General features: G+C 46.7%; 11 protein-coding genes and 2 pseudogenes. 6 read left to right on the forward strand and 7 right to left on the reverse strand.

What is annotated here, in order from left to right; genetic code table 11:
* Positions 1-480: 480 nt before the first annotated feature.
* From CNE01S_RS14315 to CNE01S_RS26065, 4 genes are all read right to left on the reverse strand, one after another.
* On the reverse strand, positions 481-2493 hold the full coding sequence (locus tag CNE01S_RS14315; RefSeq protein ID WP_061276975.1) for a DUF3732 domain-containing protein: 2013 nt from the start codon (positions 2491-2493) through the stop codon (positions 481-483).
* Positions 2490-2951 (reverse strand): three component ABC system middle component, encoded by a 462-nt coding sequence (locus CNE01S_RS14320; protein ID WP_061276976.1) that lies wholly within the window; start codon positions 2949-2951, stop codon positions 2490-2492. The genes CNE01S_RS14315 and CNE01S_RS14320 overlap by 4 nt, the downstream gene beginning before the upstream one ends.
* Positions 2948-4165, reverse strand: coding sequence for a hypothetical protein (locus CNE01S_RS14325; protein WP_096754231.1), 1218 nt, complete (start codon positions 4163-4165; stop codon positions 2948-2950). Before CNE01S_RS14325 ends, CNE01S_RS14320 begins: the two co-directional genes overlap by 4 nt.
* A gap of 392 nt (positions 4166-4557) precedes the next feature.
* Complete coding sequence (locus CNE01S_RS26065) at positions 4558-4716, reverse strand: hypothetical protein (RefSeq protein WP_439645710.1); 159 nt, start codon at positions 4714-4716, stop codon at positions 4558-4560.
* 174 nt (positions 4717-4890) lie between these two features.
* On the opposite strand from CNE01S_RS26065, the gene CNE01S_RS25760 reads away from it, so the two are divergent.
* Complete coding sequence (locus CNE01S_RS25760; RefSeq protein WP_255212419.1) at positions 4891-5016, forward strand: hypothetical protein; 126 nt, start codon at positions 4891-4893, stop codon at positions 5014-5016.
* 694 nt (positions 5017-5710) lie between these two features.
* On the opposite strand, the gene CNE01S_RS14335 is transcribed toward CNE01S_RS25760, so the two are convergent.
* The 3 genes from CNE01S_RS14335 to CNE01S_RS14345 form a co-directional block, all read right to left on the reverse strand.
* Positions 5711-6988 (reverse strand): type II toxin-antitoxin system HipA family toxin, encoded by a 1278-nt coding sequence (locus tag CNE01S_RS14335; protein ID WP_061276977.1) that lies wholly within the window; start codon positions 6986-6988, stop codon positions 5711-5713.
* Positions 6978-7316, reverse strand: coding sequence for a helix-turn-helix domain-containing protein (locus CNE01S_RS14340; RefSeq protein WP_061276978.1), 339 nt, complete (start codon positions 7314-7316; stop codon positions 6978-6980). The genes CNE01S_RS14335 and CNE01S_RS14340 overlap by 11 nt, the downstream gene beginning before the upstream one ends.
* 512 nt (positions 7317-7828) lie before the next feature.
* Entirely contained in the window at positions 7829-8599 is a 771-nt protein-coding gene (locus CNE01S_RS14345; RefSeq protein ID WP_061276979.1) for a hypothetical protein, read from the reverse strand.
* A gap of 3444 nt (positions 8600-12043) precedes the next feature.
* On the opposite strand from CNE01S_RS14345, the pseudogene CNE01S_RS14355 reads away from it, so the two are divergent.
* From CNE01S_RS14355 to CNE01S_RS14380, 5 genes and pseudogenes are all read left to right on the forward strand, one after another.
* A pseudogene (locus tag CNE01S_RS14355) lies at positions 12044-12790 on the forward strand (IS110 family transposase); the annotation flags it as partial.
* Between the two features lie 56 nt (positions 12791-12846).
* A pseudogene (locus CNE01S_RS14360) lies at positions 12847-13543 on the forward strand (IS6 family transposase).
* Positions 13544-14186: 643 nt separating this feature from the next.
* Positions 14187-15386 carry an AAA family ATPase gene (locus tag CNE01S_RS14365; protein WP_061276982.1) on the forward strand — a complete coding sequence of 400 codons (1200 nt, stop codon included), beginning with the start codon at positions 14187-14189 and terminating at the stop codon, positions 15384-15386.
* 9 nt (positions 15387-15395) lie between these two features.
* The gene (locus CNE01S_RS14370; RefSeq protein WP_061276983.1) at positions 15396-16367 is read left to right on the forward strand and encodes a ParB family protein; all 972 of its coding nucleotides are present in this window, start codon (positions 15396-15398) and stop codon (positions 16365-16367) included.
* Between the two features lie 2729 nt (positions 16368-19096).
* Positions 19097-20110, forward strand: coding sequence for a RepB family plasmid replication initiator protein (locus CNE01S_RS14380; protein WP_061276985.1), 1014 nt, complete (start codon positions 19097-19099; stop codon positions 20108-20110).
* Positions 20111-20439 lie beyond the last annotated feature (329 nt).

The raw sequence follows: 20439 nt of genomic DNA on the forward strand, positions 1-20439 counted from the left end.
ACCCTATCGCCCTCTTCGGCTCAACGGCAGGCGGGTCCGTCAACACAATTACGCTAACCGGCAAGCTCCGCCCAATCGCCAGCTGCGGCGTTTCGGGTCTCACTGCTGGGGTCTGATAGCAACATCCATTCCCGGCATCTGACTCGCGCTAGCGCGCTCACAGTCCACCAAAATCGGCAGCCACTAAGGGCCGGCTTAAATGCTGCCGTCCGGAGTCGTGCCCTGTTCATTACCTGCTGTCCTGATTCTTTCTTTTCAGCCTATCCACCGTGCGAAATCTGCCACAGAGGTGGTATCACAATAGGGGCGACAGGCTAAACGACTACACCCGATCACTGAATCTGAACGATATGTGTAATAACCGCCCGTGGGCGGTTATTAGAGTGAGCAGGAAAGCGGGGTCCCAGCAAGCGTGAGGCAGGAAGTTTGGCTTTATAAAGTTTATCCGCGCAGCGAAGAAGGGTCTCCCCAAATAGAGGCTCAATCATCCTGAGTTATCAACCCCTCACCCCGTGAACGCCAGGTAGCCCTTACATAGTCCTGAAAATGATAACCCTCTCCTAAAATAAGATTATCTGCGTGGTCAGAGACTATCACCTGCGGGGTCACTCCAGTTTCTTCTCCTGTTTTTTCACAGAATTTTGCCAGTTGGATAAACATATTCGTTACCGCTTTCATGTCGTCATCCAGAATGTTTTCACGCCGGTTTTGTCTTGCAAGCTCTTTTGGCCTGAACTCATCCGCATCGTCCAGTGCCGCGGGGAAATAAACCTGCGTCGGTTGGTCTAAAAACAGAATTGGTGGGATTTTACATCCTCTTTTGGAATGCGCCGCAAACTGATAATGTAAAGCCATGAAGAGCGCCAGATGCGAGTAAAGCCAGTTGGCTCCACTTCCCATCGCGCGCAGATAAACACGATTTTTGGGATCCTGTTGATACCATAAATCGAACGTCTCAGTATCAAAACGGAGAGCCGAGGGCTTGTAGGTCTCTTCAAAATCGAAGAGATCACCATACTCACACATTTTGTCATTAATGCTGATTGAGAGCTCATGCAAACTACGTTCGACCTTAAATGCTTCCAGATGGCCTGAAAGCCGGATGATCTCAGCGCGCCAGTAGGCTTCCAGTTCGTCGAGATCTGTTACCGGTCTGTCCAGTTGCTCCTGGATCGCCAGCTCAAGCCGAATTTTAGCTTTTATTGCTTGTTCGTTTATCGAACCGCCGGCTTGGAGCCTGTGAAACTCTTCATCAAATGGCTCAATACTCTCCTGAATCAGGGAAAGGGAATCATTGAGGTCATCCAGCTCCTCCTCTAACTTCCGGCGTTCTCCTTCAAAGCTCTCACGCGCATACGTAGAGAATGCAAGCTCATCGTTCAACCATGTTATTGCCTCCGTAAGCTTGTTGACCTCTACGACGGGTAAAGAGTTTTCTGCTTTACACATCGGGCAATAGGCGTGAGACAACGTCGCGGAGTCGGGCAGATGGCTCTTGGACATACCTTGCGTGAATTGCATTGCAGAAGCTCTGGAATCTTTGATTAGCCTCAACTGACCCTGAACTTTCCGTTTTTTTCCCAGCACTTCAGCTCGCTCTTTCTCAAGCTTGTCTCTTTGCACTTCGATCTGATCAGAGAGGACATTCACGCTGACTGTGCTCCTGGAAATTTGTTCAAGCCACATGGCCGGATGGGCGTAGATGGCTTCACCCTGACCATCAATAAGTGGCTTACCCGTGAGGCTCAAATACTCTTTAAGGTAACGGTTATAGCGGTCGGTCAGTAAAGCTTTTCGTTGAGCCTGCTGTGGGATCTGACGCTGTACTCTGCCCAGTTCAAATTTAGCGAGCTCAAATTCTTTATGGAGATCAAAATAATCTTCATTCACCAGACCCATCAGGATCTTGAAGTGCTTGATAGCCTGATCTCGTTTTTCCTTTTCGTCAAAGCGGTAAAAGATTGCGTGCTTATTAGCAATCAGATTCTGGTGCTGTAGCATAAATGAAGAAAAACTGCGCACGGTGGGAGTTGGGGATTTGTGTCGACCTGACGACAGCTTAAAGGGGGTCTCATCGACATTTCCCATGATTACGCCAAAATGCCGGCCCAGACTTTTTTTGAACGCGCTCAGAGGCATGTCCTGTTCAGAACCGAATAACGCGGCGGGGTCTTCTATAAGCGCTGACAGATGGTCGGGATCGACACCCGGGACATCAATCAAAAAGCATCGATCAGATTTCTTTTTTCTCGCGGCGATAACTGCATAGCGTGTGAACTGAAGCGCAATAAAAAACGTCTCTGCGCGTTCGGTGATAATCCCAATAGGTATCGTGTCTTCAGAACTACCCATGCAGTAATCGAAAATTTCGAGTAACGCGCTCTTTCCTGTTGAAGACTTGCCTGTAATGACATTCAGTCCAGGTTTGAGACTCACTTTATGAATCTTATTTCGCGTATCTGCTACACCGATATATTTTACGAAGCATGTCATAATGATTTGAATCCTAACGTCCTGTAAATGGTAACGATATCCACTTCGGCGAACAAAATCGCCAGGCGGCTAGCAGCGGTTAAATGCACCGGATTAGCACCGCCTGTATCGACGGCGCGCAGAGATTTGACGGAAAGACTGTCAGTGATTTCGATACTTTCTGCCGTCTGGAGAAAAAGCAACGAGGCATGTGTGAGGGATTTATTTTGCTGCACCAGGTGCGTCAAACCCAGCAGTCGCGACTGCTGGGAGCACATTGTTCTCAGACTGCTGGATCCCTTAGCATGAATCAGAAAAGTCTGCATAGGAGGAGACAGCAGCATTGGGAGTACGAGATAACTCAGCAGCAGGTCTCGCTCACGTGAGGCATATTTTTCATAAAATTGGTGAAGACAGGGTGCAAGCAAAATAGGGGATCGCTGAAGCGTAAAGAGATGATTGATGGCCTTCGGTTTCATTCCCACAGCCTCCAGTGGAACTCTACGTCGCTATCCTCTGGTTCTTCATCGGCAAGCAGGTGATAAATTCCATTCCGGAAAGTAGCGGGTGTTGAATTGTAACGGCTAAATACAGTAACGGCTTCACCCTGACGTTCGTAATAAAAAGCAAGGGACTCGTCCTTTAAGTCTTCCATCGAGGACTTTTTAAATTTAATCATGGCGCTCTTCCTTTTACTGAGATGGCGCCTTAGCTCACTGTCCCAGTATTCATCAACTTCCCGCTGTGAGGTGTCGAAATTCTCAATTAGCTCATAGAGATATTTTTCTGCATGTAAAATGTCTCCCGCAGCCAGAACGACATCTCGCTCAGTGCCCCCAATTTCAGTCAGTTTTTGTACATAACGCTCATTGCTGACGTTCATTTTTGTGGCTTTGTCTTTGATTGCATTACTATCGATAATCGGAAACACTACCGTGCCATGCATGTAACGGCGGGTCAGCTCAGCAAATTTTTTATCAAACTCCCCGACCTTAAATTTCCACCCTTCCGTAATCTTGATTGCATCTGTCATAAAACCAAACATATCGTTCAGAAAATCATTTTGTTTATTTGAAAGGATGCCCTTGAGGTAACGTTTCTTATATCTAGCTATCCGATCGTTCAGGCCTGGCTGCTCAGTCCAGATCCTGATTTTAGGCAGCAACTCAAGCAACAAATCACGCTTCTTCTCATCCATAATGGTACGTTGCTGGCGAACGGTTTTTGACGGCTCAGCAGGACGGGAGGCTTCTTTCTCGGCTGGCGGACGCTCATCTTTATTTTCTTCTTTACGCCTCTGTGCCTCAGTGAAACGGGCTTCTGAGCTTTTATGAATATCCGTCAGCACTTTCAGTCGATCATTGGCGGATAATTCATTCCAGCCATCAAAGGCGGTTCTTTCACTGTAAGGCTGCGTGGTCAGAAGGATAAGGTCCACGAACTGGGTATGATCAAAGTCCGGGTCAAGCCAGTTGTTAAGCGTATTCCAGAAGTTTTCATGTGAATCGGTCAATTCATCCGCGTAATTTTTGACTTCTGTCTGTGACTTGCCAGGGATCGAAACATCTCCAAGCACTTCAATCCATAGCTCATCCCCATCCTCGAGGGCGTGGCAATGCTCGATGGCTACGTGGATCTGGTATACCATGGATTCAAAAAGTTTTGTCGCATCAACTTTTAGTTTTTTTGTCACACTTCTACCCCGGGTTGAATCCACTAACTTCAGAAAATTTCCGCGTTTTCTTAACATTGCCGGTGAGTTCTCTAATGGAGAAAATATCTGAGGCGAGTTATCTGATGCGGAAAACACACATCAATAAATGAGCCCCATTCCAGCGCCTCAACTATTTGCTTTTTGAGACAATGCCGCATTGATTTTTAAATAATGAAGTTTTTTTGTAAACAAAAATAGCCATGTCGGATTAATCAAACTGCAAGAAAAATCATTTAACATATTTAAATCAATAACATAAAGAATACTAACAGCAGGATACCAACTTCCGCTCTTGGCACCGAAGAACAATAGAGAGAACCAAAACACATTGAAAACAAAATTAGCCCACTGATTAGCAGGCCTGAAGGTAACTAATTGTTGAACATATAGCTGCAGGATTTAACTGCTTCACCATCTGTATTCATGACATCAACTGGTACCCGCTCATATTCTGCTCCCTCAAAATCATCCAGCACAATGCCTGGAAAGCCCATTTCTGCTCCCCAATCTTTATTCAGAAGAGAGCCCACGACATGCCCCTCCTGCCATGTTCCACCAGTGTATTCAATAATATGTGCATTAGGACGACCAGGCCCTAGCGTGCCGTAAACTGGACTGCCCCACAGCCGTAGACATATCCAGTCCTCACGACGAGGCCTGTTCAAAGACCTCCGAACTTAATCCGTCGCATCCATACAGTTGGCATGCGGGGAATTAACGACGAAAAATACCGCCCTGGTGAATTTCGCGATACCGATGATGTGGTGAACGCCGACTATGGCGGCAACATCGTTCATCAGCTACCAGACACTGCCAGCCTGCAAGAATAGCATGTGATTTAGTGAACGACACAGCACACTACATTCACCCGCTGATAAAGGCCTGTGTTGTTCACTTCATTATCGCCCACTAGTCCACCTTCAGAGGCGGTAACGGGCGTATACGTCGTGGGCTGTTTTACTGGCATATGCTGAAATAAGAATATGACGTCTTTAAATACGTATCCAACAGCCTGCTACTGCATAACGGCCCGATTAAATACACTCACAATTACCAGCACACGGAAACCGATGATGTTGATCTGACATACTACCTTGAATATCAGATCAGTATTATCCATCGGGCTACGACACGACTCTTACAGCATGTAAACGATCTGGTTTCCCACGTAGCCCGAACTGACCATTTTTGTATAAATCAGGAGCTTATAGCAGCTGGGTGGACGGTAAGTCACGCTCCTGAAAATCATTCGAGCGGAGCCTGATAAAAAATATTCGACAGCCCGTGATACGGAGGTCTAGGCGTATCAGGTAAGACTGCACGTAATGATCTGCGAACACTTGCGCGTGAAAATCTCTTAACTGAGATACCAGAGAATGACCAGAATACGATTTATAAGATATCCAGAGAACAGCGTTAAGCTCTGGAACAAAAACTATCTCTGATCAATCATTACCATTCCATGGTAATTGATGCTGCTGGTTTCACATCCGCACCTGTCATTACCTGTCAATTAAGCACAATTCAACGCAAATGTGCGATCGTTTCAGGACTATCTTCAAAAATAAACGGATTGAGGAACACTCGGCCCCACAAGAAGTTGCGATCCACTTCGCTCAGTGACGCCTCACGACATACTTCTGCCCAGTTTTCGTGGACCGTACGGATGCTGTGTGTGATAATTTCAATCGCTTCCTGCTCACTCAGCAGAAATTTAGCCGCCGCCGACAGACAAACTGCAAGATTGCTCTTTCGGTTTTCACCAATAATCAGCATTGCCTGCGTCGCTTCATTACCAGAACGCCCCTGGGGACAAATATCATAGGCCGGTGTCAGACTCAGTTTGTTGCCATCCCAAAATGCGGCATGATTTCTGGCGTGATCGTCAGTGTTACCACTAATAATATTAAAAACCAGACGCCCGAATAGTTCACGTAACGTCTCTTTAGGTGCATCAAAGCGCTGGCGAATAATATCCGTCAAATCCTCATAACTCGCATATCTTGCCATCATCTCATCAAGACCAAAAATGGTCAGCGCAGAGACCATCAGGCGACGCTGCCAGCCTGTATGGCTTCGTATACGGTCAAAGCGTTCAATCAGTATGACGTCTTTACCCGCGGTATGTCGGAGAAGAACAGGTGCAACATTTAATCCAGCACAGGCAGCCAGTCGCATAGCGATATATTCAGCTTTAACAACATTATAAGTATCTGTGGAAGAAGAAAACTTTGCGATAAATTTATGAGCCCCGGACTCTATCATTGCCTTTGGCCGCGCACCGCCTAATGAACTACCGTGAAAAAGCGCTTGTTCCAGTTCCGGAGTTAACGGTACTCCACTTTCAACCATTGATGCAGCCTGCATCAACTCTTCAAGAGATGCACTTTGGGACGCACGCGGCACATACTCCGTTGCGGAGCGCTGGAAGTCGAGTCCTCCAATCCTCTCTGAGCCAGATTCAAGCAAATATGTCAGTTCATCCAGTCTGTCAGGATCAGCGTCCCTGCCCTGAGCTCCCATCAGCCGGTTCAGAATGACTCGACGCCCCCAGGCATCCGGGGCAGCATCACGTAATGCACTCGCCTGCTGTAGACCTGGTGCGGGCAAAATCGCACCCCGAACCAACGGGAGTTCTGGCTCATAGACAGGGATCGCATCTTCCCGTTCCAGGTAACTGCGCCCGTAGTTGAAAATAAATCTGTTGTCATCACGAGTTAACACACCTGCGACAATCGGTTGAGTTGCCCCAGGCAACCAGATCCATACGTATGCCAGACCGGGGCTGTTATCAGAAGTCATCATTTATCACCTTCTTAGAGTGATACACTGAGCGTGGCATCAGCGATAAAGTTTTCTCTGCATTTACGGTATGTAACGTCATCGATGCCTGATCGGGCGTAAAAAGTGAAACACCAACTATGGTAGCCAGTTCAAATACCGCGCCAATTGCACACCCCATGTCCCCTTCTTCCGCACGATAAACGAGTCCACGCGATACCCCGGCACGTTCAGCCAGCTCTTCAACGGTCAGTTTACGTTCAATACGCGCTGTACGAATCATCAGCCCCAGTAGTCGTGCAGCATCTCGGCTATAACGAGAGTAGGTTCGAGTAGAGGGTTTTGCCATTACAATCTCACTGTTCCATAAATAGAGCATTTCATATAAGTATATACTTTTTATAGAACAAAAAAATTATTTTCTTCAATGGTTCACTCAATTTGTTCCATAAAAAGATTCTTTCATTATTCTACGCTCTATTAATGGAACATGAAAATCTCGCGTTCTTGATACCCACCATTGAGTATTACAACTGGCATGAGGGCGTCTGGTCTTACTAAGAGCTGAACAAATACGCTCCCCGGCGTGCTCCAGAAAAAATGACAGTAGTAGAGACACGGTTGAAGAGGTTGCTGGCTTTGACACTGATTCAAAACCCTGCTCCATTCAGAAACAGAATTCCGGCATGCTCTCCCCTGCACAGAAGTACTGCCAACAAAAACGGGATACCTCACCGAAGAGACTCATTGTCGATGTCCTCAAGCAGTCTGAGAGGGGAACTTCAGACTTCAGGAGGACAGGTGGTAGTTGGGGTTCTATTAAAAGACAATCTGATCCCACATTCCCTTCTCTACAAGAAATTATTTTGACTCTTCGATGCTGAAGGTATTCAAAACGCTAAGGACGTCCTGCGTGCACCACGACAGGTCTTCCTTGCTAAGAATGTCATCCACAACGTCCTCTTTGAACGGGATCACAAGCAAGAACGACGCTGGTTTTTCAGGGTTGGGGTCAATAAGTTTACCGCTGCTGACCCAATGTGCTTCCAGTCGGATATTCAGATCTAGCCAGTCAACGCCCTGCCGGTTTCTGTCCTTTTTAAGGGTGTAGAAGAATGCAGACTTTCCATTTGGCGTTGGATGATTATCCATCAGCATCAAAAGCAGAGGGATCCCCCACTCCGGTAGGTAGCGATAATGCCAGATCCCAAAGCTATCAGCTATTCTGATCAGACGTATGAACGATTTTTGATCTAGCTTTCCCTTTCCACCCCGCAATGAACGGCAGACGATCCAGGCCTTGCACAAGCTTTCAAACCTCATAAATTGAGCACGCCGGGTTCTGGCCAGTTCAGTTGTTGCAGTATTGTCGTTTCCGCCTAACCCGTGAAAACGGCGTGTTGCAGCACTTAATGGGCAAAACTCGCCATTCTCCGGGGGTGTTGAATGTGAAAATCTGGGGCGATACTCCGGGTTAGGCGTGACCAGTCCACTGTCATGTACAATTCTTTCACACGCGAGGCAGCGCAATGCAGGGTAGTTATCACGTGAAAACCCTTTCACTTTTTGCCCAAAATCATCAATATGAATTTCAACCCAGCCAGACTTATCCAGAACTTCTGCTTTATCCATAATTCATGTCCTTATATCAGATCGATATCATACAAACATACCCGACTAAACGCGGAGAGCGTCGCCAGAGTCAGTTAACCGACAGCCCGTTGTTAGTACACCGTACCAAATCACTATTCCTGAAAATTTGACAAAGAAGCAAATCCGCGCTGCATGCCCCCTTCCCCGCTATAGGTAGCTTGATCTGCTGGGAAGCGCCCAATTATAGGCTCAAAAGCGAGAGCACTATGGTTCGTCAGGATAATTTCAGACGACAACAGATCATGTAATCTGGCAGGGAATATTGCTGGCTGATGCAGCTGACCGGAATAGAGATGCACGTCCAGACCTGTTCAGATTTCTGGAGTGCGTGTGCGTTACACAGCAGTGTGGGCCTTTGTATTCACCCGGTAGCATCCTGCTCTTATTTATTGGGGCCAGGACCTCTTGTACATCGCCACCTTCATGAGACTCCTCAGTGAAATGTGTTCTGGTGTGCAGTAGATCCTTTTTGACCTCGTGTCATCCCCGTTAGTAGATGTCGCAACCGCATGCCAGGACACAGGCCGTTGCGGTCACTCAAAACAGAGCCTGCACAGCACATCGCCCCGTTGGCCTTGGACATATTACCTTCTGCCGTAATGACAAAAGATTTGCCCGGCATGTTGCCAGTGACTGCCACTTCTTTATGACAGCCTGGTGACACAAGCCCGTAAACACCACCAACGGCAGACCTGGCAAAACACGTATTATTATTTCCGCCCATCAGAGAGAAAAGTCTGATTATTGCGGCATTACAGAGATGGAAATTATCATTTAGCCCCTGGACATGGGATAGTCTGGAGCCGTATTTGGTATGTCACGCAAAAGCCGTCGATGGTCCCTGATTTATCGATGGCAGCCGGGTCCTGATTGTTGTTGCGAAAAATAAAGCAATAACATGAGACGTAGCGCCAGCTCGGATTTGCACAAGAAATACCACCACAGGCCGTGTGCTGGCGATAGCCAAATGTGGGCACCATCACACCACGACGATCGCACAGTTGGTATCTGTAAAATTAGCGTCCTGTCGAGAAAAGTGCTGGTAAAACATCACGCTTGTCAGCTGCAGCTGACAAGCGATGAGGCACAGGTCTACATCCTGAGTGTTACCCTTTCGGCCATGGTGGGCACACGGGGTACATTGTGGCAGAGAGCAGAGGGTTTCAGGACGTCTCTCGTGTCTGTTATCCTCCGCAGGAATGCAGTCCGCAGTTCTGAGGCATGCGAACAGAGAACATCCACTGCAGTGAGTACGTTATGCTTTTCGGGAAAATGAACCCTCTGGATGTCAGATGTGCACCTTCCCCGTCAGAAGAAGGGCCAGAAATTTATGCAGTCTCAAACAAATGAGTCGGATACCAGCCGCATACACCTGTGCTTGCCAGCGTTTGAAATCAGGGATGTTTATCACAAGAAAATACTAGTGATGCGTTATCGTTGAAGGGAGGTATGGTGATTATCATCTTTACCATGTTTTTAATACTAACGTTTTACCATCTGCCGTGATTTATCTTAACGCTGGTAGTGCTGCCCTATTGCAAAACGGAGCCGTCTCATGAAAATACTCGCCATCATTTTTTTCACCATCACCCTTTTGCTGTTTGCAGCATTGATGCTGGCGTTTGCTCGTCGGGCACGTTAGCAACTGGCAAAGCAATCGAGTAGATAAAAGGAAGTTGGGAATATGGAACATCGAATTATGATCATGTATGCGCTGGTGATTGTCCTGGGGATCATCTGGGCGGATGACAGCAGGAAAAAATGAGCGGACGGTCATAACAGGTGACCCATCCTGTGGTCATCAGGACTGGGGTTGATTCAGCCATTTTTCTGAATCTGGTGGTATATTTTTATCCCTTTACGTCATTAATGAACCGTAAGCCTGAAGGTAACGACTTATCATGGCATTCATCCCCGGCCGTCATGCTCAGATTTACACCGTCGGTACTTCGGGGCATGCCGTTCTTTAGCAATTGTCGAATTACCGAAGATTGCGGGCGACAGACCCGGCGAAGCAGGTGAGATCCACAGACAGCACCACCGAAACCCTAAGGATATACAATATACTTAGGGTTTTAATGCAATTATATTGCCCCAGTGCATCACAGGTTAAGTATGGGGAATGTGCTCTGTATAGTGGATACCTGGTATGTCAGACAATATGACGTTCATGCCAGCGGGAGTAGAATAAGTAGGGTCCATACGACCTTCCCTCGGCCAGCCTGACTGCAACTCGTTGGCACTCTTATCTGGATCCTGTATCTGGCCTTTTGATATCCTCTTCTCTCTGACCATCGAAGATTTCCTGAAACGTTCAGACCAGAGTGTGACCCGGCCCTGTGGGGGCTATTTCATTGGTCGCCCTGAAGTCATCCTCTCCCAACAGGTCAATGTACATACTCTGCCACCAGAATATTATGGCCGCGGGCATACGACCCGTCATGGTATGTCCGAAGCCCCAAAATCATCACGGACTTTCCCTCTGGCCGAAGTATTGCATCAAATAAAAGCCATAAGTCCAGACTCATGTCCGTGCACACTAACTTTATTACCCACAGCTGCCCGCTTGCTATAGTGGTTTATATATCAGCGTACAGTGGTCTTCATGACCTCCATTATGAGAGCGCTGAGGTTTAAGCGGCTATGCCAGAGGTCGCATGAAGATTACCGGTACGTGCCGGTTGCTTTGACAAGTTATCTCCAGCGTTCTTTCCATCGTGGCTGGATTTCCATATGAGGCTCTTCTCACACCGGCAAGCGTTGTCATCTTCGCATCCTGTCTCAACCCAGGTCTGGAAGCCCATGTCCCCCTAATCTTCTCATTACGTTTGAATTCAAGGGTACCACCTCTCTCGCTATGAGCTGACCGTTACACCTAATTATCCTGCCAACAGTCAGCCGGTTGTAACGAGAGTGAATGTAGTGCCGTCCTTGCAACGATACCCGGTTGTGTTTGCCCTTCTGCTTCACACGTTTCATATAGCGAAATGTACGGTGCTGGCCACGTTTTTAAACCGGGGAATGCTCTACGTTTTCGGGTAAAATTTTACAGAGGTTCCCGGGCCATTGAAGGTTTGTTCGAAAGGGTCAACGGACTGATTCTTTCAGCTGCTGCCAGTCACCCCTCGTCCATTAGGTAGGCATTTTACTCAGAAAATATATCGATTTTCAGCTTCAGAATACTTGTTTTATAATGCCAGTGGAGGGGTGCGATTAGCCCTTTGTTACCTTATTGGTGCCTCTTATAATGGGGTGTTAGTCAGCCAGGCCCGATTGATTACAGTCCCAGTCGTCCATGATCCGGGGATGAAGTCACCGGGAATGATGGGGCGCAGGTAACCGCTAACAGGGGCCAGGTCAGGTACTATTGCCGGGACCTGCACCCAAGGTTATCTGGTTAACCCGTAGAGACAGCGAGACAGCATGACCGAATCAAGCGATTATGAACCCGTCCAGATCTTTATTGGCGTTGACGTCGATAAAGATACCAATCACGCTGTTGCCATCAATCGTTCAGATAACCGCCTGTTCGATACAGAATTATTCAACGACGAAACCAGACTCAGGTCGCTGAAATTTGACCTTAAACAACATGATCAGAGACAGCTGGTTGTTGACCAGCCAGCCACCATTGGGGCGCTACCTGTCACCGTTGCCCGCTCGGAATGCGTCCTTGTCGGATACCTCCCCGGCCTGGCAATGCGCCACATCGCCGACTTACCCGCCGTGAAGCCAGGACAGATGCTCGAGACGCTGCCATCATCGCCGGACTCTCCATGCTCTGCGACTTCGATGATGATCTCACCGCACAAACAATGCAGTCCAGCCCCCCGTATCCGCAGTCTGTTAACCCAGAGACATCCTGCTCTGGAGCGCGTTCGCGTTTCTCGACTGGTTCACCCGGCCGTCCATAATCCGCTCCAGCAATATACCTCATCCGAAAAACTCGTTTTACCGGGGAAGAAGAAGCCGGCAATCCGGCTCTGCAAACTCGAGCCCTGCCTGAGAAAGCACCTTGCTGCAGATATCACCCTGGCACTGATACAGTAAGCCGTCATCGTTCCCGGTAAGAATGCGGCTGTCGTTGTCCTGCCACTTCTTGTACTCCAGCTCATCACCCTACGTAAGCAAAGAAAAGAGGTGGTCCTTAAGGTAGAACTGCGTGTACTGCTGCTAATCGTCCGCGGAGGTAAACTTATCTCCACCTTTTAGCTGAAGGAGTTACGATGAATCCTTTCCATGGTTGCCATTTCCAGAGTGAAATTTTCCTGTAGGTCGTCTGCTGGTCCTGTAAAGACGGTTTCAGCCATAGAGAACTGGAAGAGATGCTTGCGGAACGTGGTGTGAGCGTTGACCACACTACGGTTTACCGCCGGGTTTAGCGTTATGCACCTGAAATGGAAAAACGAATGCGCTGGTACTGGCGTACCCCCTCCGATCTCAGCCTGTGGCATATGGATGAAACGTATGTGAAAGTGAGCGGCCGGTGGGCTTCTTTACCGGACCATTGATAACCGTGGCCGGATAATTGATTTTTATCTGCCATCCCGCAGAAATACCAAAGCAGCATACCGGTTTCTGGGAAAAATGATTAACAATGTGAAGCGCCGGCAGTTCCCCCGGTATATCAATACGGACGAGACTTCAACAAATGGTCACACACTCGAACTACTGAAACGAGAGGGCCAGTACCCGCCTGATGTTAAACACCGGCAGATTATAACTCGGAACAACGTGATTGAATGCAACCACGGTAAGTGGAAACGGATAATCAGCGTGATGCTGGGGTTTAAATCGATGGAGACCGATTACGCCACGATAAAAGGAATTGAAGTAATGCGTGCGCTGCGGAAAGGCCAGGCCCCAGCATTCTATTATAGTGATCCCCCGACCGATCTGCCTGGCAAGCAGCCACGACAATAAGCGACTATCTCCCAGAAGTCTCTGCATAGCGCATACAATCGGGGTCTCATCATACTCTGAGCTCGAGAATTACCGTCTCTCGTTGGTATGCCAGCCCGTTGCTGAACTTTCAGGTTGGCTTATCTCTTCATCATTTCGTTTATAACAGGGCAGTGTATCGGAACCCGTCTGAGAGTTAATCACAACACTATGGCATATGATGCAACTTAAACGAGCGCCTTCTTCAGTTAATCTGTTTTTCCAGTACGAAAAGGCCTGGTCAACGATCTCAGAAAATAAGTATAAAAGCCCGATAAAAAAACGAAACTATAAGGGCCAAAACATCAAAAAACCTGGCGATTTCACCCTGAAATTCACAATAATAATCATTTAAAAACAATAAGTTAACCGTGAAATCTCTGTGGAGAAAATTCAAATAATAGCGTGATAAGTACGGTTCACCCGGTGCATACTTCGCGGGGATACGGGGTTAAAAGCAGACAAAAGGCACGCTATGTCAGGATCGAAATAGAGATGAGAAATGACCCGCCCGGCTGCTGAACATCATTATTCTTGCAGTACGTCAAAGTTTTTAACGTAGACTTGCCTGTCTTTATGTAGCATTATTGAATAAAACAATGAATTCAACATAAGGGTTAAAATTATGCTTGATAAGGCGCATCAGATTTACAAGGTGGCACAGCGCTCGGAGAAGATGCTTCTGGGGTTAACAGAGCAAATCCAGAATCAGAAAGAAGAACTCCAGGAAAATACCTATTTTCAGGTGTATGCCAAAGCAGCCCTTTCCAGACTGCCTAAACTTACCCGGGCTAACGTGGACTATGCCGTCAATGAGATGGAAGAACAGGGTTATGTGTTTGATAAACGGCAGGCCGGTACATCAACCAAGTATGCGATGTCTATTCAGAACATTATTGACATCTACCACCATCGGGGAGTGCCAAAATACCGCGACAGGCATGAGAAAGCTTTCACAATCTTCATCGGTAATCTGAAGGGCGGGGTTTCAAAAACGGTTTCTACTGTTTCACTTGCCCATGCCTTACGTGCCCACGCCCATCTTTTATACGAAGATTTACGCATCCTTGTCATTGATCTTGATCCCCAGTCTTCTGCGACCATGTTCCTGAACCATACGCACTCTGTGGGCACTGTGGAAGCCACTGCCGCGCAGGCTATGTTACAGAATGTTGACCGTGAGACACTGCTGCGTGAATTTATTGTGCCATCTATCATCCCGGGTGTGGATGTGATACCAGCGTCAATCGATGATGCATTTATTGCCTCAGGATGGGAAAAGCTGTGTCATGAGCATCTACCCGACCAGAATATTTATGCGATTCTGCGACAGAATATTATCGATAAGGTTGAAAAGGATTACGACTTTATCTTTATAGACAGTGGGCCCCATCTGGATGCGTACTTATCCAATGCCATTGCAGCATCAGATATTCTGATTACTCCGATCCCTCCGGCGCAGGTTGACTTTCACTCGACCCTGAAATATCTCACACGGGTTCCTGAACTGATCACAATGATTGAAGAGTCTGGTTTTGCTACTCGACTGGTAGGCAATATCGGATTTATGTCGAAGCTGTTAAATAAAGCCGATCATAAATTTTGTCATAGCCTGGCAAAGGAAATTTTCGGCGGTGACATGTTGGATATCGCGCTCCCCCGACTGGATGGTTTTGAAAGGTGCGGTGAGTCTTTCGATACCGTCATTTCAGCCAACCCTTCCACCTACGTAGGTAGCAGTGAAGCCTTGAAGAATGCCCGTGCCGCCGCAGAAGATTTTGCAAAAGCGGTATTCGATCGCATTGAATTTATCAGAACAAATTGAGATTAAGAGATGAACATAAAACGAAAAACTATCGGTAGAACTTTCACCCAGTCTCCGTTGAGCGAGTCTGCAGCAGGAGAGGATTTTAACCAGACGTTTATTCTCAATTCAGGCAGATCCGTTGTTTTCACACTGCAGGTGATCAAAGCCGAGAATGTTGCGACAGAGACCTTCGTTGTGCCCGAAAATAATGGACGCGATCAGTCAGCACTCACCAAAGCGTCTCTCAAAGATATCACCAGGACACTGAAGCTTCAGCAATTCTTTCCCACTATTGGACGCAAGGTCGGTGATAAGATTGAAATTCTGGACGGTTCGCGCCGACGTGCTGCCGCGATTATCTGTAAAACAGGGCTGAACGTACTGGTAACGGACGCTGATATTTCAACGGAGGATGCCCGAAAACTTGCCTCTGACATTCAGACCGCGAAAGAGCATAACCTCAGGGAGGTGGGGTTGAGACTGGCAAGTCTGAAGAACAGTGGTATGTCTCAGAAAGAGATTGCTGAGAGTCAGGGTTTATCCCAGGCAAAAGTCACACGTGCATTGCAGGCCGCAATGGTACCTTCCGAAATTTTAGCTATTTTCCCTGTACAGTCTGAATTGACCTACCCGGACTATAAACAGTTGCTGAGTTTAAGTGAATTTCTGGTGGAAAAAAACCTGACGGTCGATGACTTCCTGACAGAACTTGATCTTCAGATTAACGCCGTGCATGCAAAAGAGAGTCACTCGTCTGAAGAAATCAAAAATGCATTGCTGGGCGTCATGAAAAAAGCGCTCACAAAACTCGCCTCACCGGCTGGAAAAGAAAAAGTGGTGACCACCCCACTGTGGATCTTTGCTGACAAAGATCGCTATGCCCGCAAAAAAACCAAAGGAAGGCAGCTTTCCTATGAGTTTAACCGCCTTCCCAGAGATATTCAGGATGAGCTTGATACTGCCATCAATAACATTCTGAACCGTCTGCTTGCCGACTGATTCTTTCCAGCCTCTGGCGATTTCAGCCTGAAATCGCCTCTAATTTTCTTGTATTCCGGCACATACCGCTCAAAAATTCTCCAAGTCATTTTCATTGATAACTATATGATTAGTATAGAAATTCAAGATTAATTTCAGCCTGAAATCGCCAAGATGCACATACGCTATTATCTCATTTTGATGCTGGCGAAAGTGGTCATGACAGATAAGTGGATTCTCAGCAAATGGGGCAATACTGTAAGCATAAAAATGCCGGTATATCTTCTCAAACATCAAACATTGATACCCTGATATGCAAATCACCGCACATACCCGTTCAAACAATAATTGTTAATACATCAATATCCTGACCGGTATCACTGAGTAAGCACAGCACCATAAACTGTCTGGAAAGGAGAGATGTTACATCCGGAAACGGCAGGTGAACGCTCTTCGGGATATGTTCTTACCGGAACGGGATCCTGTGAAAATGATGATTCAAAGAGAAACAGGAATCAAAGCGCTCCGCATTGGTATGCGACGTTTGTCTGAGTATTTTCCTGTCGGGCTTCACCACACGTACGCAGGAATTAATAAACTGATTGTGCTACCGACAATCAGCTGCGCTGACAGGACAATTGGTCGGGAATATCACCATATAAGCAGCAGGTCCCTCGGATATAAATCAGCGCCTATAACTCTGAAAATGCTAAAAATCACTATTAAGACAGGTATTCACAAAACATGTGCCAGGACGCGGTCGGCTTATGCACCATACCTACCAGTATCGGGATACATGCACAATTGCTGCTATTAAATACCCAGCCAGGGATATTCAGAATGGCAAAAAAGTTATCCCAGGGATCATGAGATTTGTGTGTTGATCATCATTTGTCAGCACGGGCAGGCATGATATTTACTGTTGAACCGCCTATGACGGATGTGCGATGAGAGTCTATGTTGTGGTACCCGAAGTGAAAAAAGTCTCAGGGATTCAATTCCAGCTGAGTTTGCTTTTTACGACTGATATCTCAGATCAGTATGAATAACTCTGAACATGTCGCGATATTATCACCGAACTATATGCGTCTATTTCTTGGTGCGGTTCAGAACGGAGGGGAGGGGGAATAAAAAAAGTGTCGCTTTAACGTGGGAAGAAGATCTGAAACGCGTCATTCAGCGATGGGGCCTACATCTCTGATTTCAGGTTGTTTGCCATAATATATTACGGATTTTTAATCAGCACGTGTACCTGCATATACATAAACTACATTTCAAAAAATCGAAACATTAGTTTCCATATCCCTGTGAAGAAATATTGTACCTTTGTGCTGTCGAGCTCATTTGCGAAGTTTGAGAGGAAAAGCGTCATTGCCCAGAAACAAAATTTTCTTCCTGCAGGGATGTATTCCTTCGGTTTACGCGATATGCGCTGGATAAAATTACCAGAAAATATCGCTCAGTTTTCTTCTTATATTCTAAGTTCCCAGAACGTACTGACCCACTACTGTGAAGAGTAAAGCGTTATCAGAAGAAGAGGGGACTGAACATTAATACTGCATATGTATCTTTTTTTGTATGAAATTTGTCTTAATGGACATTATTTCTACTATCTGGGTTAAAAAACAACCTTCCGATGATGATTTTATATTCTCTTTCCAGTGGTTACTACTTTGTGCAATGATTTACTCTTTATAGTGGTTGTTCTCTGTAGCGGTTTTACTCTTCATAGTGGTTACTCTCTGTCGTGGTTTTACTCTTCATAGTGGTTACTCTCTGTCGTGATTTTACTCCTTACAGTGGTTATTCATTATGATGCCTGATCGGTTTAAAACCCGTTACACATAGTCTGAGATTTCTAGCAGACGGGTCATACTTCATCATGGTTATGTGTTGTCTGGTAGCTGTGTACCAGAGCGATTTTCTTGTCCGGGGGTATTAGCAGTTTAATAACAGGTTAATTTGCTGATTATACGGAAAGTTAAGACAGGAATGATGTGGGCCTGTTTACCGGAGATAGTGAGGTTCTGGTCAGCTGGGTCAGGGAATAACATTGCATTTCGTAACCTGTGAGTTCCTTAACATTTACGATATTTACCTGGATGGAGAGATGGCCTATCTCATTAATACCTGCTGTGCTCTCGCTTTACTTCGTTTGCGCTGATTACAACACCATCATGATAAACAGCATGGCGCTTGTTATGTATTGACTTATCCACTTATCCACCGGATAGATCCAATAATTAGATCATAATATGATCCTCAAAAGATCAAAACAGATCACCGGATCGTCTGAGGGCTGTTGTACCAAGGGCTGAAGCGCTATTGCTATCCACTATAATGAGTAAAGTATCCACTGTAGACAGTAAGGTAACCACTATAGTGAGTAATTTAACCACTGTAAGGAGTACTCATCAACCACTGTAGTCAGTAAACTGTCTCTCTGGCTGTGAATATCATGAAGTGATCCCTTCCAGGCAAATGCTATGTTTTATTCCTCATTTATCCACAGGCTAGATCCAATAGTAAGATCCCAATGTTCATAAAAGGTCAAAAGAGATCACCGGATCCTGCAAAGCCAGAGCTGATAAGGCGTAGCAACGGATCCATATCCACTGTAAAGAGTAAACTAACCACTGTGAGGAGTAAATTGACTACTGCAGAGAGTAGAATAACCGCTATAGTGAGTGTTAGTATCCACTGTGTTGAGTATTCAGCATGCGTATGCCAAACAGAATCGGGATAATGTAATGGCTAATGAATCGGAAAATATCAAAGAGATAGCAACTGCTTTTGCTGAGGTGAAAAAGGGCACCGGCGAAGTTGTTAATCTGGTTCCTAACAGCAATAATACGGTTCAGCCAGTCGCATTGATGCGACTGGGCCTGTTTGTGCCCACGCTGAAATCCACAGCCCGTGGCAGGAAGGGCCAGATGGCCACAATGGATGCGACAGCCGAGTTAAAGCAACTGAGCCTGGTAACGTCTGAAGGTTTTGAAAATATCCAGATCACCGGTGCCCGGCTTGATATGGATAACGATTTCAAAACGTGGGTTGGGATCATCCATGCCTTCGCAAAATTCAAAGTGATCGGGGATAAAGTCACCCTGCCATTTGTGGAGTTCACGAAACTTTGCGGCATTCCTTCCAGCCGTTCTTCTGCGGCGTTGCGCAAACGTATTGACGCGTCACTGCAGCGCATAGCAACGAATACGCTCTCTTTTACCAGCAACGATAAGGCGTATCACACCCACCTGGTTCAATCGGCTTATTTCGACATGAAGAAAGATATTGTGATCCTTCAGGCCGATCCTAAACTGTTTGAGTTATACCAGTTTGATCGTAAAGTTCTGCTCCAGCTTCGCGCCATCAATGAATTAGCCCGTAAAGAGAGCGCACAGGCGCTTTACACATACATTGAGAGTCTCCCCCAGGATATCAAGCCCATCTCAATGTCGAGGCTTAGAGCCCGCTTAAATTTGACTTCTCGAACCATTACTCAGAATGCAACTGTTCGTAAAGCAATGCAGCAGCTAAAAGACATCGGTTATCTCGATTTTACCGAGTACCAGCGGGGCAGGGCGGTATACTTTCATATCCACTATAGAAGGCCTAAGCTCCGCCCGGCACATTTGCCTTCAGGCCTCCCGGAAGCGCCTGACGTCGATCCAGCTCTTGATGAGTTCGACGCAGACCAGATTCTGGCAACGCTCACCAAAGAGGAGCTTGAATTGCTCGAGAGTCTGAGGGGCAGCAAGAAGTAACCACTGTAGTGAGTGCCAACCACTGTAACGTGTAGCTCCCTCTACTATCCAGCCTTCGGCTGGGCTGGGCGCACAGTGCGGTTGGCTGCGTCCTAACCGCGTGTAACCCGCATCGCTTCTGATATTCCCCGTTTATACATCGTCGAGCAGGCGGTCTGAATCGTGCTTTCAAAGGCCAAGCCGTATTTTTCCCTCAGCTGTGATTAAACCTGTCTTTACGATAGTTACGGATCTACAGTGGGTCTTACTCCTTACAGTGGTTGGCATTTAATAGAGGTGTTTCTCACTCCAGTGGTTGTTGCCTTGCTGTGGACGTGACTCCCTGAAGT

Source organism: Cedecea neteri NBRC 105707 = ATCC 33855 (genome assembly GCF_001571265.1).
Classification (GTDB): domain Bacteria; phylum Pseudomonadota; class Gammaproteobacteria; order Enterobacterales; family Enterobacteriaceae; genus Cedecea; species Cedecea neteri.